Here is a 14639-nt window from a genome sequence, read left to right on the forward strand (position 1 = left end):
GGGCAGGTGAAGCATGATTGATTTTCTGGATGCCGTAGGGCTGTTCCTCGTCTTTGAGGGGCTGCTCTACGGCTGTTTCCCACTTATCGCAAAACGCGTCGCCCGGGATGTCAGTGCCCAGCCCGATGGTTTTTTGCGTATTGCCGGTGTCGCCTCCATCGCCCTTGGCGTGGGAATCGTCTGGCTCGCACGGGGGTAATGGCGGTCCCGCCATTACCAAACTTGATCAAGCTTGCGACCATGGCCATATTTTCGTCTACTCTCGCGGCTCTGTTGTAATCCGTCGCCATTTATTTTTTAATCTGTCCATACATACAAAGGCCCGAACGCATGGTTTTCACTCCTGGTCGCCCGTTTTTCCGTTCTGCCACCGCGGTAATAGCGCTGGTTGCGCTGTCCGCCACCAGCGTGGCACCAGCCTTTGTGACTGTCGCCGCAGCACAGTCAGCGCAGCCAAGAGCGCAAGGCCCGGCGTCGGTTGCCGATCTTGCCGAGGGCCTGCTGGATGCGGTGGTGAATATTTCGACATCACAGACCGTGAAAGGTCAGGATGGCGATTCTGATTCCGGACCTGTCCCAATGCCAAAGGTCCCGGAAGGATCGCCATTTCAGGAGTTTTTCGACGAATATTTTGGCAAGCAGAAGCCAGGCGAAAGCAATCCATCCCGCAAGGTTCAGTCGCTTGGCTCCGGATTTGTCATTGATGCGGAGCAGGGCATTGTCGTGACCAACAACCACGTTATTGCCGATGCCGACGATATCGAAGTCAATTTTACCGACGGTTCCAAGCTGAAGGCGGAGCTGGTCGGCAAGGATACCAAGACCGATCTGGCCGTTCTCAAGGTTGATCCAAAGAAGCACAAGCTTGTCGCGGTCAAGTTTGGCGATTCCTCGAAAGCCCGTATTGGCGATTGGGTTATGGCCATTGGCAATCCGTTCGGCCTGGGCGGTACTGTCACTGTCGGTATCGTTTCGGCGCGTAACCGCGATATCAATTCCGGCCCTTATGACAATTTCATCCAGACCGATGCGGCAATCAACCGGGGCAATTCCGGTGGACCACTGTTCGATATGTATGGTCAGGTGATTGGCATCAACACGGCAATCATTTCGCCAACGGGGGGATCAATCGGCATTGGTTTCGCTATTCCCGCCGAACTTGCATCGGGCGTTATTCAACAGTTGCGCGACCATGGTGAAGTGCAGCGCGGCTGGCTGGGCATTCGCTTTCAGCCGGTTACGGATGATATCGCTGAAAGTCTGGGTATGACATCGGGCAAGGGTGCACTGGTTGCCGGGGTTATTGATGGCGGACCCGTTGCCAATGGTTCGCTGCTTGTTGGTGACGTCATTACAAAATTCGACGGAAAGTCTATCAATAATGTGAAAGATTTGCCGCGCGCCGTTGCGGAAAGCCCTGTCGGTAAGGAAGTCGATGTGGTCATTGTCCGCAAGGGCAAGGAACAGACGGTCAAGGTCACGCTTGGCCGCCTTGAAGACACTGACGACAAGGGCAAAGGTAAGGACAAGCCCAAGTCGCAGACCGATCAGGACGAAGACTCTTCGCAGGACGTGGATGTTCTGGGGATGTCGCTCGGTGTTCTCGATGAGGCAACCAGAAAGACATTTGGCATTGCCAAAGAGGTCGAAGGCGTTCTGATTACGGAAGTACAGGCTGAATCGGTCGCTGCGAACAAGCGGATCGAGGCTGGCGATGTCATCGTCGATATCGCGCAGGAAACCGTCAAGACACCTGAAGAAGTAGCCAAGCGGATTGAAAAGCTACGCGACGAAGGCCGCAAGAACGCCCTGTTGATGCTCGCATCAAAGACCGGCGAGTTGCGCTTCGTGACCCTGCAGATGAATTGATACTATCGAGATCAACAAGAAGGCGGCCAATGGCCGCCTTTTTCATATGTGCTATCAGATAACGAAATCAGTCTTGCGATAGCCTTGGATATAAAGCAGCGCGGTGAGATCGCCGTGATCGATACGCACTTTTGCCTGCGCGGCAACTGACGGCTTGGCATGCAGGGCGACACCGGTGCCCGCGAGCTGCAACATACCGAGATCATTGGCGCCATCACCCACAGCAAGGGCTTCCTCCGGGGAAAGATTGAACCGCTCGCAGATGGCGTTGAGCGCCGCGACCTTGGCCTCGCGGCCAAGAATGGGTTCGCTGACTTCGCCTGTCAGCGTTACGCCATTGTCGAGTAAAGTATTGGCACTGTTCTCGTGAAAACCGATCATGGCGGCGATGCGCTGGGTGAAGACGGTGAAGCCACCGGAGACGAGCGCAGTATAGGCACCGTGCTTTTTCATTGTGCGGACCAGTTCCGGCCCGCCGGGCATGAGCGTGATACGGCTGGCAATGACCTTGTCGATCACCGTATAGGGCAGGCCCTTGAGCAGGGCGACGCGTTCGCGCAAGGCGGGTTCGAATTCGATTTCGCCATTCATCGCGCGGGCGGTAATGGCGGCTACCTTGTCACGCAGGCCAGCCTCTTCGGCCAGTTCGTCAATGCATTCCTGCTGGATCATGGTGGAATCCATGTCGGCAATCAGGACTTTCTTGCGCCGGATATCCTGCTCCTGCACCACGATATCAATAGGCTCGCCGTCAACGATCCGCGCCAGTTCCGCATGGCTTTCCAGCGGGTCAGAACCTGTCCGCAAGGCGAGATCGCAGGCAATTCCGTCGGCCAGCCAATAAAGTCCTGTTGCATTGACTGCCGCTGAGGCTTTAATCCCCAGCGATGGGCTGAGACTGGGTGAAGCCGGATTGGCGATAAGCGTGGCCATCAAGGGCATGAGCATTTCCTGATTGGACGATTGGTGTGACAAGAAGACAGACAATCCTGATAGCCGGACCAACGGCAAGCGGCAAGTCGGCATTGGCACTGCGCTTGGCCAAAGAGGTTGATGGCTGGATCGTCAACGCCGATTCCATGCAGGTCTATGATGTGCTTGATGTGCTGACGGCGCGGCCGGGTGTTGATGATCTGCGTGAAGCACCGCATTTTCTCTATGGTCACGTTGCGCCGTCGACTGCTTATTCCACCGGGCGCTGGTTTGCCGATGTGGAACATTTTTTGAAAACCGAGGCTGCCGGTGATCGTCCGCTGATCTTTGTCGGCGGTACGGGGCTTTATTTCCGGGCATTGCTCGGCGGGCTGTCGGCCATGCCGGATATTCCGGATGCTGTCAGGGCTTACTGGCGTGAACAGGATGCGAAAGCAGGGGCAGCACAGCTTCATGCTGTTCTAAAAGAGAAAGACCCGCAGGCGGCGGCGACACTGCGCCCGACCGACAGCCAGCGCATCGTGCGGGCATTGGAGGTGATTGATGCGTCAGGGCGTTCGATTGTCGATTGGCAAAAGGAAACCGGCACGCCTTTGATCGATACTGTTTCTGCCCGCAAGATCGTGATTGAACCGGATCGTCCGTGGCTTGGCGAACGGATCGCGATGCGCTTTCAGGCGATGGTAGAAAAGGGTGCGGTTGAAGAGGTCAAAGCCTTGCTGGCGCTTGATCTTTCAACTGATCTTCCCGCCATGCGTGCCATCGGGGTGAGTGAGATTGCGCAAATGCTGGATGGTACCATCAGCCCCGCGCGAGCCGCCGAATTGTCGACCATTGCGACTCGGCAATATGCGAAACGGCAAATGACATGGTTCCGCAATCAGTTGGGCGATGACTGGGAGCGGATCGCCTATCCTCAGACTTAAGTTTTATCGCTGCGGAAACTGCGGATGAGGTCGCTGGCGCGCAAACCCTCCGTCTCTGATCGCGCTGGCTTCCGTGGTTCCTCGATAATCGGAACGCTCACGGCCTCGGCTGCCCGCCATTGGGTTCTGATCGGTTCGCGCTGAATCGGCGCTGTGGGCCGCTGCACCATGGCAGGTTTTTCGAAGGCGCTAAAATTGCCTGATGTGTCATCACCAGTGGCGCTGTCGGCTGCGTTCAACTGGCGCATGCGATTGAGGATCATATCCAGCGAGACGTGGCTGTCACCGGAGCGTACGGCCTCTTGCTGCTGTGTCATATGGGCGGCTGGCAGATGTTCAGGTGCAATGGTTTCAAACATCATGCGCATCGGCGTTGGCACGGCTTCACCGAAGGCAATTGCCTCGCGATTGGCGATAGATGACAGGAAACCCACGGTGCTCTGCGATGCGCCGCTGATCGCGCCGCGAATGATTTCCTGATCGCGCTCATTGCCGAGCCGCATGGCGAAAACAGTGCTGCACTGGGAAAGGATTGTCGAGTCAAGCTCGCCGGGACGCTGGGTGATAACAGCGAGGTAAACACCGTATTTGCGGCCTTCCTTGGCGATGCGGGCGATGGCTTGGCGTGTCGGCCAGAAACCGGCGGAGGTATCGGCGGGGATATAGCGGTGTGCCTCCTCGCAGACCACGAGTGTTTGCACATTGCCATCGCTGGAGACGGCAAGGTCAAACGCCATGCGGCAAAGAACCGAAGCGACGGAATTCACCACTTCCGCTGGCAACCCCGCGAGCTGGAAAACACAGATTGGCCGGTCATTCTTGGGTACGCGAAAAATATGGCCGAGTGTCTGGCGCATCGTATCAAGCGTGGTGGGCGCTGAAAACATGAAACGATAGCGTGGATCGGCGATCAATGCCTGCAACCGATAACGCAGCGCTTTCAGGGTCGGGCGATCAGTCTTGCCATCCAGCTGGCCAATACGCTCATCCAGCAGCTTCATCAGATCGGCCATGCGGTAGGGCACAGGCGTATCGGCAGTCATCGAGGCGGAATCGCGCTCCCTCTTCAACAGGGAAGACGCCGAGGTGGATTCAGCATTGGCAAAGCGCTCTTTGGCAAGCGGGATCAGGTCGCGCAGAATGTCGATTTCAGCCGTGATCGACGGGCGTCCGCGAAAAACCGCTTCACCGAATTCTTCAAGCCGGAACATCCAGTAGGGCAGGTCAAAGGTGCTGTAATCAATGGAAATGGCAAGATCAGGAAAAGCGCTGGCAAACTCATTGTGCGGATCAAGAATAAGCACGCGCAAATCCGGGCGCTGTGAGATGATTTTCCGCAGGAGCAGCGTCACGGCGCTGGATTTGCCGACGCCGGTACTGCCAAGCACGGCGAAATGCCGCGAAATCAGGCTGTCGATTGAGATCAGCGCAGGGATCTCGGCATTTTGCGAGAGGTGGCCGATGGATACGGTGTTTTTCAGGGATGTCGTGTAGATCGTGGCGAGATCAGCCGCGCGGATACGATGCGCTATGGCACCCATATGCGGATAGGTCCTGATGCCGCTGGAAAAGCGCAGCTTGCCGTCGTCATGCGTATCGACCTGACCGACAAGCTCCACATGGATGTGAATGCTCTGATCGACATCCTGTTGCCATTCGGCATTGGGCAGATCAACCTTGTAAACAAGACCGACCACGCGGCTGCCCGCAACCTGAATGGAAATAAGCTGGCCGACGGACCAGTAATCCTCCGATGCAGTGATGGATGGTCCGGTCATCGCGTGGATGGTGGCCTTATCGCCATTGCACTCGATGACATGACCATCGGTCCGGTTGCGAACCATTGGTCTTTCCTGTGCGGAGGGCAGGGCTTCGGCGCTCATTGGTGGTGATCAATCCCGGAACTTGGCAGCGAGATTAAACTTTAGTCGTAAGGCATTGAGAATATCTTAGCGATGAATTTCGTATTTGAAGGATGTTGCGCCAAAGCAGCCCTTTGTTTGCAAACATTTCAAATTCCTCAATTTTGCCGTTGACGGATAGAATTTGCTTAATTATCGTCCGCGACCATGAAAACAGTTCTTATCGTCGTGGGACCGCGCATGGGCAGGGTGTTGTAAGCACCCGGCGGAAGCTCCCATGCGCGAAACACAGGCTCCTTCGGGGGCTTTTTTTATTTCCAAACATTACGCAAACGAAAACACCTTCTGGAAGGCTTTAAGCCGCAGAGTATACGGGAAGAGACCGATGACCGCAGACAAGCAGGATAGTGACAACCACGCATCGCAACGACGGGAGATGACCGGGGCCGAAATGGTCATCCAGGCACTCATCGATCAGGGCGTGACGGATATTTTCGGTTATCCGGGTGGTGCGGTCCTTCCCATTTATGATGAGCTGCATCAGCAGGATAAAATCAACCACGTTCTGGTTCGCCACGAGCAGGGCGCGGGGCATGCGGCTGAAGGCTATGCCCGTTCGACCGGCAAGGTCGGCGTTATGCTGGTGACTTCAGGTCCCGGTGCCACCAATGCGGTGACGCCATTGCAGGATGCGCTGATGGACTCGATCCCGCTGGTTTGCATCAGCGGTCAGGTTCCGACAACGCTCATCGGTTCGGATGCGTTTCAGGAATGCGACACGATTGGCATCACGCGTCCCTGCACCAAGCACAACTGGCTGGTGAAGGACGTCAATGATCTGGCGCGTGTGCTGCACGAAGCGTTCCACGTTGCCCGCACCGGCCGTCCGGGTCCGGTTCTCGTTGATGTTCCCAAGGACGTTCAGTTTGCCACTGGCTTCTATACCCCGCCGGAAACATCGCCGCGCACCAGCTATCGTCCGAAAGTCGAGGGCGACATCGAGGCGATCAAGCAGGCTGTTGCCTTGATGTCGACAGCCAAACGTCCGGTCATCTATTCCGGTGGTGGTGTTATCAATTCCGGCCCACAGGCCAGCCAGTTGCTGCGCGAACTGGTTGAACTGACCAATTTCCCGATTACCTCGACCCTGATGGGCCTCGGCGCCTACCCTGCATCCGGCAAGAACTGGCTGGGAATGCTCGGCATGCACGGCACCTATGAAGCCAACATGACGATGCATGATTGTGATGTCATGGTCTGCATCGGTGCGCGTTTTGATGACCGCATCACCGGTCGTCTCAATGCCTTCTCGCCCAATTCCAAGAAAATTCACATCGATATCGATCCGTCCTCGATCAACAAAGCGGTTCGCGTTGATATCCCTGTGATCGGCGATGTTGGCCGGGTTCTTGAAGATATGATCCGCCTGTGGCGTGCCACATCCGAGCGTCCTGACAAGAAGGCGATGGGTGAATGGTGGTCGCAGATTGATAAATGGCGCGGGCGCAAATCACTGTCCTATACCCGCAACAAAGACGTGATCATGCCGCAATATGCGTTGGAGCGGCTCTATGAACTGACCAAGGATCGCGACACCTTCATCACCACGGAAGTTGGCCAACACCAGATGTGGGCGGCGCAGTTTTATGGCTTTGAAAAGCCGAACCGCTGGATGACGTCGGGTGGTCTCGGCACCATGGGTTACGGTCTGCCGGCAGCTTTGGGTGTGCAGATTGCCCATCCGAATTCGCTGGTTATCGATATTGCCGGCGATGCTTCGGTGCAGATGACCATGCAGGAGATGAGCGCGGCGGTGCAGTATGACGCGCCGATCAAGATTTTCATCCTGAACAACCAGTATATGGGCATGGTCCGCCAGTGGCAGCAGTTGCTGCATGGCAACCGCCTGTCGCATTCCTATACGGAAGCCCTGCCGGATTTCGTTAAACTGGCGGAAGCCTATGGCGGCCATGGCATTCGCTGCGAAAAACCGGATCAGCTGGATGATGCCATTCAGGAAATGATTGATGTCAAAAAGCCTGTCCTGTTCGATTGCCGCGTGGCCAATCTGGCAAACTGTTTCCCGATGATTCCATCCGGCAAGGCGCATAATGAGATGCTGCTGCCAGACGAAGCTACCGATGAAGCCGTTGCCAATGCTATTGATGCCAAAGGTCGGCAGCTCGTTTAAGAAACCGGAGAGAAGAACCAAATGAACGCTCAAAATCTAGCCTCCGGCTCGGCATATTTCATTGCCAAGGAGACAGAACTACCGATCACCACAGTGCTATCGGTTCTCGTTGACAATGAACCCGGCGTCCTTGCCCGTGTCATCGGCCTGTTCTCCGGGCGTGGCTACAACATTGAAAGCCTCACCGTCTCTGAAACCGAGCATGAACAGCATCTGTCCCGCATCACCATCGTGACACGCGGCACACCGCATGTGCTCGACCAGATCCGCCACCAGCTGGAACGTATCGTTCCGGTGCACCGGGTGGTTGATCTTTCCGTGCGTGCGGATGAGCTTGGCAATGACAAGCCGATCCAGCGCGAACTGGCGCTGGTCAAGGTGGCCGGTCTTGGCGAGAACCGCAACGAGGCACTGCGCCTTGCTGATGCATTCCATGCCAAGGTGGCCGATGCCACCACGGAACATTTCATCTTCGAAATAACAGGCAAGGGTTCGAAGCTCGACCAGTTCATCGCCATCATGAAGCCGCTCGGCCTCGTGGAGATTTGCCGGACAGGTGTCGCCGCCATGAATCGCGGCCCGCAGGGCATGTAAGCTTCAACGATCAAACTCAGGGATACGCAATTGTATCCCTGACAAGATTGCGATTGAGCCATACCTGCCTGACGCTTACATCTCCCCAACGCATCAGATCTGGTTTGTCATGTCGCTCGAAATCTTTTTCACATTGCTGGTCTTTGCCTTTGTTACGTCGATCACACCGGGACCGAACAATCTGATGTTGCTCGCCTCGGGTGTGAATTTCGGCTTCAAGCGCACCATTCCGCACATGTTTGGCATTGGCAGCGGCTTTTTCACGCTGCTGATCGGCGTCGGGCTTGGCCTTGGCGCGCTGATCCAGACTATTCCGCTTGTCTACACGATCCTGAAATTCGCCGGTGGCGCTTATCTCGTCTATCTTGCTTACAAGATCGCCACATCACGCTCGCTGGGCGCTGTGGATGGCAATACGCGGCCCATGACATTTATGGAGGCAGCGGCGTTCCAGTGGATCAATCCCAAGGCGTGGGTGATGGCGGTGACTGCCATGGCCACCTATACCGCGCCACAATCCTACTACCTCACGGTTCTGATTGTCGGCATCGCCTTCGCTGTGGTGAACATCCCGTCGGTATCAAGCTGGGCCATATTTGGCCAGTTCATGCGCGGCTGGTTGTCCGATCCCGCGCGACTGAAATGGTTCAATATTTCAATGGCCGCCTTGCTGGTTGCCAGTCTCTGGCCGATGCTGAAATAGCGTTTTACCAGCTGAGATCGGGTTTGGTTAGCATCAGCCAGAAAATGGCAATGACTGCGGCAAATGCGGGAAACCCGCAAATAAACCAGATGTTATAAAGCCTGAAGTAGTGGGCGGGTAGTTCAGCCCCGCTTGCCGCTGCTTGTGTGGCGATGTTGCGCAACTGAATCTGTATCCAGACGACCGGCAGCCAGAAAAGACCGATAAGGACATAGAGGCCCAGTGACAGGGCAATCCACGGTGTGTCCAACGTCCATCCGATGGATTTTGCCAGGAGATAACCGCTGATCGGTTGCAGAATGACTGCCGAGGCCGTGAAAACCGTATCGGCAAGAACGACGATGCTCGCAACATGGCTGATAATTGCCGGATTGCGCGTCTTGTGCGCCATGACCATGAAGAATGCGATGCCTGAGCCGGTGCCGAATAGAACGGTTGCGCCGATGACATGGATGAGGCGGAGAATATCCTGATACAGCATTTTCTAGCGCTCGTTGAATATGGCAAGGCAGGCCAGAGTGAGAACCATTGAAGGGATCACTTTTACATAAGGTCCGAGAGGATCAAGCCAGAGAATAGGGGCGAGAAGTGTTCCTGCCAGAATGTAGGCAGCACTGAGAAGCAACATTCCAAGCATGGCCTTCATAGCATGCCGCCTGAACAGGACGAATAAGCCGAGAAGGATGTCGGCAAGACTGGTGATTGCCGTGAGCAATTCGGCACCCAAAGGACCGAAACCGGGCACAAGATTGCCAGCCGCCATATCAAAACTCAATAAGCTCAGTGCACCGGACGCTATCCAGAAGAGGGAGAGGGTGAGAATCATCAATGGTTTCAGCAGGTATAGCCGCGCAAACCAGAGATCCTGCACACCGGCGGTATGTCTGGACAATGTTTCCGTCAACGTGAGGAGTTCTGGTCGTGTAGCCGAAGCGCCAGCTTTTTCGATGTCGCCCGAGACAATGCCGTCCATCATGATCGCCATAGCAGTCGAGCGCAGGGGAGAGCGCCAGCCGAGGTGGCCAGTGAGGTCAGCGGCACGAGCCATCAGATTTGCCGCTATTTTTGGCAGGCGCAGAACAGAAGCGGGCTTGAGCCCCAGCCATGCCCGATGTGCGGCCACCACCTCAGCCAAGCTATGGGTCTTGGGAGCAACGAGTGCGAAATCTGAACCCGGCGTGATCTTTCCCTCGATACAGGCGAGGACGGTTTCGGTTACATCATCCAAAGCAACAAATTCCACCGGGTGGTTATGAAATATCAGTGGTGTGAGGAAGGGAAACGATGCCAAAGCCCGGATAAGGGCTGAACCGCCATTTGCATTACGGCCAATGACGAGAGCAGGCCGCAGGATCACATATGGCAGAGTTGATTGTTTGAGAGCGGTGTCGGCAAAACGCTTGGTGGCAATGAATGGCAGGTCTGCGCCACTTTTTTCGGTTTCTGCGGAAATCTGCACGATGAGTTTGATGGAAACCCGCTGAGCCGCCTGATAGAGCGCGAGCATGGCACTTTGCTGGACGGCTGTCACATCGTCCCGGGCACCGTCTTGCAGGGCGCCCGCACAATTGACGATAACATCCATCCCGCTGATCAGGGCAAGCCAAGCATCCAATTGCAGCAGTTTTCCGATATCGACAGATTGCCATTCGATTTCCGGCAGGCGTTGGCGCGCCTCCTCGATGCTTCGCCCGATGCCGGTAACAGAATGGCCGTTCATTGCCAGTTTGTGGCACACAGCCTGTCCGATGAAACCATTGCCGCCAAGTACAAGTATTTTCATGAAGCTATCCCGGATACCGGCGCAAATTAAGCCTGCCGATCTGCTTGATGAGTGAGCGTGGCGGCATTAGAGTTAACTCATGCCACACCATCACGATGATCACCACCACGATAATGAACTTGATCCTATGGCCGCGCGGGTGCGGGCATTGGAGACGATCCTCACCGAAAAAGGGCTCGTTGATCCCAAAGCTATCGATGCCATTGTCGAGACCTACGAGACCAAGGTCGGGCCGCGTAATGGTGCGAAAGTCGTGGCCAAGGCGTGGGTTGATCCTGAGTTCAATGCCTGGTTGAAGCGCGATGCAACTGCAGCTATTGGGTCGCTTAGTTATACGGGGCGTCAGGGCGAGCACATGCAGGCAGTGTTCAACACCGACGAAACGCACAACCTCGTCGTGTGTACTCTTTGCTCCTGCTATCCGTGGTCGTTGCTGGGCCTGCCGCCTGTCTGGTATAAATCGCCGCCTTACCGGTCACGCGCGGTTATCGATCCGCGCGGTGTGCTGGCGGAGTTTGATCTGGTTCTGCCCGCAACGACGAATATCCGTGTGTGGGATTCGACTGCCGAACTGCGTTATCTGGTGATACCCCGCCGCCCCGAAGGCACGGATGGCTGGAACGAAGAACAACTGGCCGAACTGGTGACGCGCGATTCGATGATTGGCACCGGTTTGGCGCGCGTTCCGGAGGTCGCATGAACGGACCGCAGGATCTTGGCGGGCAGATGGGCTTTGGTCCGGTCAATCCGGAAAAGGATGAGCCGTATTTTCATGCCGCATGGGAAAAGCGGGCTCTTGGTCTGACACTGGCCGCCGGAGCGATGGGCCATTGGAATATCGATGAAAGCCGTCACGCGCGGGAAAGCCTGCATCCGGCTGATTACTACTCATCCAGCTATTATGAAATCTGGACAAAAGCGCTGGAAATATTGCTCAAGCGCCACGGATTTGTGAGCGATGCTGAATTGAAGGACGGGCATTCGCTCGGCAAGGGCACTGAGCCCAAGCGCACGCTGAAAGCTGAAAATGTAGCGTCTGTTCTGGCAAAAGGTGGTCCGTGTGACCGACCGGTTGAGGTGGCACCCCGCTTTCAGGTGGGGGACCATGTGAAGACGCGCAATTTCAATCCAGAAACACATACCCGGCTGCCGCGCTATGCCCGCGGGAAAATGGGCATTGTGGAGGCAATGCGGGGTGGTTTTGTTTTGCCTGACAGCAATGCCCATGGCGAGGGCGAGAACCCGCAATATGTCTATACGGTCGTGTTCAAGGCGGACGAGATCTGGGGTGAGGGTGCCGATCCGACGTTGACTGTCAGCATTGACGCCTGGGAGAGCTATCTTGAGCTTGCGTGATCTGATTGCGTATTCGCAAGGGTTGGGCGACGGGATCGATGCGCCTGTTTTTGCCGAACCGTGGCAGGCAGAAGCCTTTGCCATGGTGCTTGCATTGCATAAACAAGGCTTGTTCGGCTGGGATGAATGGGCGCAGGCGCTATCGGCAGAATTGAAGCGTCCGGGGGCGCTCGATGATGGCAGTGATTATTATCAATGCTGGGTTGCTGCGCTGGAATCGCTGATCGCTGCAAAAAACGTGACAAATTCCACTGATATTGATCATTTGGCTGCTGCATGGCAGCGTGCTGCTCATGCTACCCCGCATGGCCAGCCGATCCGGCTGGAAAACGATCCGGAAAGGTCTTGAGATGCATGGAACTTCGACAGTTCGCCGTGCAGCGATTGTGTTGATGCTATTTGCGGTTGGCAGTTATGCCGCGCCGGTGCGTGCGCAGGATGCTTCCTGGCCGGTTGCCTCGGAAGAGGACCTGCGCAAGGTCATCACAGGAGCAACCATTACTGGTGAAGTCAAAGCGCAGCCGCCGTTCAATTTTACCGAGTTTCTGGGACCAGACGGCAAATCGCGCGGCAAGTTGATCGAATGCTGCAAGCCGGACAAGGTTTTGACCAATGGCATGTCCTATGCCGGTGAATGGACGCTGGAGAAAGACACGCTCTGCCTGCTTTATGAAGGCGAGGAGCAGAAAGTTTGCTGGTACCTGCAAGTGAAGGGCAAAGAGTTCCGTATGCGGGACACGAAAACGGGAGCTTCCGGTGAGGGAAAAATCCGGGCCGGAAACCCGGATAATCTATAGTATAAGACGCGTTTGTCCCATTTTCCTTGCCCTTTGAGGGCGAATCCTGTCAGTCAGGGCGATGCAATTATCACCACAACAGGATGAGGCGCTTGGCGCTGTTTCCAAATGGCTGAAAGACGGGCGCAGCCCGATTTTCCGGCTTTTCGGCTATGCCGGTACCGGCAAGACGACGCTTGCCCGCTATTTCGCCGAGCACATTGATGGCGACGTCCAGTTTGCTGCCTTCACGGGCAAGGCGGCGCAGGTTCTGCGTTCGAAAGGCGCATCCAATGCACGGACGCTGCATTCGCTGATCTATCGCCCGCGCGGCGAAGAGGCAGTTGAGGATGAAACGACGGGTAAGACCAGCATTGCGCCAACCTTCTCGCTCAACCGGCAAAGTCCTGTCTCCAAGGCAAAGCTTATTGTTGTCGACGAATGCTCCATGGTCGATGAACAGCTTGGCCGTGACCTGATGAGTTTCGGCACGCCGATACTGGTGCTGGGTGATCCCGGCCAGTTGCCGCCAATATCAGGTGGCGGTTTCTTTACCGAACATGAGCCGGATTTTCTGCTCAGCCAAATTCATCGGCAGGCGCGCGACAACCCGATCCTGCGCCTTGCGCTTGATGTGCGCGAGGGGCGCGAATTCGGCTATGGGGATTTCGGTGCGGCCAAGGTCATTTCCAAGAATGATGTGACGCAGGATCTGGTACTCGGCGCCGATCAGGTTCTGGTGGGCACGAACCGCACGCGTCGCCGCTATAATCAGCGTTTGCGCGAACTCAAAGGCTTTTCCGCATCGTTCCCGCAGGCGGGTGACAAGCTGGTGTGCCTGCGCAACGATCCGGCCAAGGGTCTGCTCAACGGTTCATTGTGGAAGGTGATGACCTCATCACGCGAAACGGTGAAGCCCGGCATCAATCTGCTGGTTGCGCCTGAGGATGAAGAGCCGGGCCGGGGCGTTGCCAAGATCAAACTGTTGAAAGCACAGTTTGAAGACCCTGACAGCGATATTCCGTGGCAAACCAAGAAGCGCTATGACGATTTCGACTATGGCTACGCGCTGACGACCCACAAGGCGCAGGGCTCGCAATGGAACGACGTGGTTCTGTTCGATGAAAGTTTTGCCTTCCGGGATACGCGTGATCGCTGGCTTTACACGGCTATTACCCGCGCGGCGGAACGGCTGACCATAGTGAGATAGAGAGTTTGTCCGGAGGCGAAAAGTATATGCAGTGGATCGATCGGATCGAAGGCAGCCACCGGCAGGAGCTTTTTGCCCTTTACCAGAATGAGTGGTGGACCAAGAACAGGCAATATGATGACGTCGTGCGGATGCTTGAGCATTGCGACATCATCATTGGCTGCTGTGTCGAGGGCAAGCTGATCGGCTTTGCCCGTGTTCTGACTGATTATGTTTACAAGGCGATGATCTTCGACGTGATTGTTGATGAAAAATTCCGTGGGACGGGGTTGGGCCAAACGATCATGGATCGCATCAAAGGCCATGAAAAACTGAAATCCATGGCAAGCTTTGAGCTTTATTGCCCGGATCGCCTTATCCCGTTTTATGAGAAAATGGGTTTTGCAACAGGTACGTCCTCTCTGTTGCGCCATCAGCCATAGCTGGCCGGAGTTGC

Annotated in this window: 16 protein-coding genes; 12 read left to right on the forward strand and 4 right to left on the reverse strand. The window is 55.8% G+C overall.

The genetic code is table 11. The features are described from left to right. Positions 1 to 13: 13 nt before the first annotated feature. Both AB4Y96_RS10335 and AB4Y96_RS10340 read left to right on the forward strand, forming a co-directional pair. Entirely contained in the window at positions 14 to 199 is a 186-nt protein-coding gene (locus AB4Y96_RS10335) for a DUF2065 domain-containing protein (RefSeq protein ID WP_091877796.1), read from the forward strand. A 131-nt stretch (positions 200 to 330) separates the two neighbouring features. Continuing rightward, a complete protein-coding gene (locus AB4Y96_RS10340) occupies positions 331 to 1869 on the forward strand; it encodes a DegQ family serine endoprotease (protein ID WP_182509594.1) in 1539 nt (512 codons plus the stop codon). Positions 1870 to 1923: 54 nt separating this feature from the next. Here the strand turns inward: AB4Y96_RS10340 and serB are convergent, their stop codons facing one another. Continuing rightward, complete coding sequence (gene serB / locus AB4Y96_RS10345) at positions 1924 to 2811, reverse strand: phosphoserine phosphatase SerB (RefSeq protein ID WP_441917145.1); 888 nt, start codon at positions 2809 to 2811, stop codon at positions 1924 to 1926. Positions 2812 to 2831: 20 nt separating this feature from the next. Here serB and miaA point away from each other — a divergent pair, with 20 nt between their 5' ends. Next, positions 2832 to 3728 (forward strand): tRNA (adenosine(37)-N6)-dimethylallyltransferase MiaA, encoded by an 897-nt coding sequence (miaA, locus tag AB4Y96_RS10350; RefSeq protein WP_441917200.1) that lies wholly within the window; start codon positions 2832 to 2834, stop codon positions 3726 to 3728. On the opposite strand, the gene AB4Y96_RS10355 is transcribed toward miaA, so the two are convergent. After that, complete coding sequence (locus AB4Y96_RS10355; RefSeq protein ID WP_441917146.1) at positions 3725 to 5572, reverse strand: ATP-binding protein; 1848 nt, start codon at positions 5570 to 5572, stop codon at positions 3725 to 3727. The genes miaA and AB4Y96_RS10355 overlap by 4 nt on opposite strands. 403 nt (positions 5573 to 5975) lie before the next feature. Between AB4Y96_RS10355 and AB4Y96_RS10360 the strand changes: the two genes are divergently transcribed. The 3 genes from AB4Y96_RS10360 (at position 5976) to AB4Y96_RS10370 (ending at position 9078) form a co-directional block, all read left to right on the forward strand. Further along, positions 5976 to 7781, forward strand: a complete 1806-nt coding sequence (locus tag AB4Y96_RS10360; protein ID WP_441917148.1) for an acetolactate synthase 3 large subunit — start codon at positions 5976 to 5978, stop codon at positions 7779 to 7781. A gap of 21 nt (positions 7782 to 7802) precedes the next feature. After that, positions 7803 to 8375, forward strand: coding sequence for an acetolactate synthase small subunit (gene ilvN, locus AB4Y96_RS10365; RefSeq protein ID WP_091877790.1), 573 nt, complete (start codon positions 7803 to 7805; stop codon positions 8373 to 8375). A 109-nt stretch (positions 8376 to 8484) separates the two neighbouring features. Then, positions 8485 to 9078, forward strand: coding sequence for a LysE family translocator (locus tag AB4Y96_RS10370; protein ID WP_091877789.1), 594 nt, complete (start codon positions 8485 to 8487; stop codon positions 9076 to 9078). A gap of 4 nt (positions 9079 to 9082) precedes the next feature. Here AB4Y96_RS10370 and AB4Y96_RS10375 read toward each other — a convergent pair whose 3' ends face one another. Continuing rightward, positions 9083 to 9559, reverse strand: a complete 477-nt coding sequence (locus AB4Y96_RS10375; protein ID WP_441917150.1) for a DUF2269 family protein — start codon at positions 9557 to 9559, stop codon at positions 9083 to 9085. A 3-nt stretch (positions 9560 to 9562) separates the two neighbouring features. Next, positions 9563 to 10861, reverse strand: coding sequence for an SDR family oxidoreductase (locus AB4Y96_RS10380; RefSeq protein WP_441917151.1), 1299 nt, complete (start codon positions 10859 to 10861; stop codon positions 9563 to 9565). Positions 10862 to 10940: 79 nt separating this feature from the next. Here AB4Y96_RS10380 and nthA point away from each other — a divergent pair, with 79 nt between their 5' ends. From nthA to AB4Y96_RS10410, 6 genes are all read left to right on the forward strand, one after another. Then, on the forward strand, positions 10941 to 11561 hold the full coding sequence (gene nthA / locus AB4Y96_RS10385) for a nitrile hydratase subunit alpha (protein WP_441917152.1): 621 nt from the start codon (positions 10941 to 10943) through the stop codon (positions 11559 to 11561). Then, the gene (gene nthB, locus AB4Y96_RS10390; RefSeq protein WP_441917153.1) at positions 11558 to 12217 is read left to right on the forward strand and encodes a nitrile hydratase subunit beta; all 660 of its coding nucleotides are present in this window, start codon (positions 11558 to 11560) and stop codon (positions 12215 to 12217) included. The genes nthA and nthB overlap by 4 nt, the downstream gene beginning before the upstream one ends. Then, positions 12204 to 12566, forward strand: a complete 363-nt coding sequence (locus AB4Y96_RS10395; RefSeq protein WP_441917155.1) for a nitrile hydratase accessory protein — start codon at positions 12204 to 12206, stop codon at positions 12564 to 12566. The genes nthB and AB4Y96_RS10395 overlap by 14 nt, the downstream gene beginning before the upstream one ends. After that, on the forward strand, positions 12523 to 13014 hold the full coding sequence (locus AB4Y96_RS10400) for a hypothetical protein (RefSeq protein WP_441917157.1): 492 nt from the start codon (positions 12523 to 12525) through the stop codon (positions 13012 to 13014). The genes AB4Y96_RS10395 and AB4Y96_RS10400 overlap by 44 nt, the downstream gene beginning before the upstream one ends. A gap of 61 nt (positions 13015 to 13075) precedes the next feature. Further along, complete coding sequence (locus AB4Y96_RS10405; protein ID WP_441917159.1) at positions 13076 to 14203, forward strand: ATP-dependent DNA helicase; 1128 nt, start codon at positions 13076 to 13078, stop codon at positions 14201 to 14203. Between the two features lie 26 nt (positions 14204 to 14229). Next, positions 14230 to 14625, forward strand: coding sequence for a GNAT family N-acetyltransferase (locus AB4Y96_RS10410; RefSeq protein WP_441917161.1), 396 nt, complete (start codon positions 14230 to 14232; stop codon positions 14623 to 14625). The last annotated feature ends 14 nt before the right edge of the window (positions 14626 to 14639 follow it).

Origin of the sequence: Phyllobacterium sp. TAF24 (assembly GCF_052113785.1) — a bacterium.
Classification (GTDB): Bacteria; Pseudomonadota; Alphaproteobacteria; order Rhizobiales; family Rhizobiaceae; genus Phyllobacterium.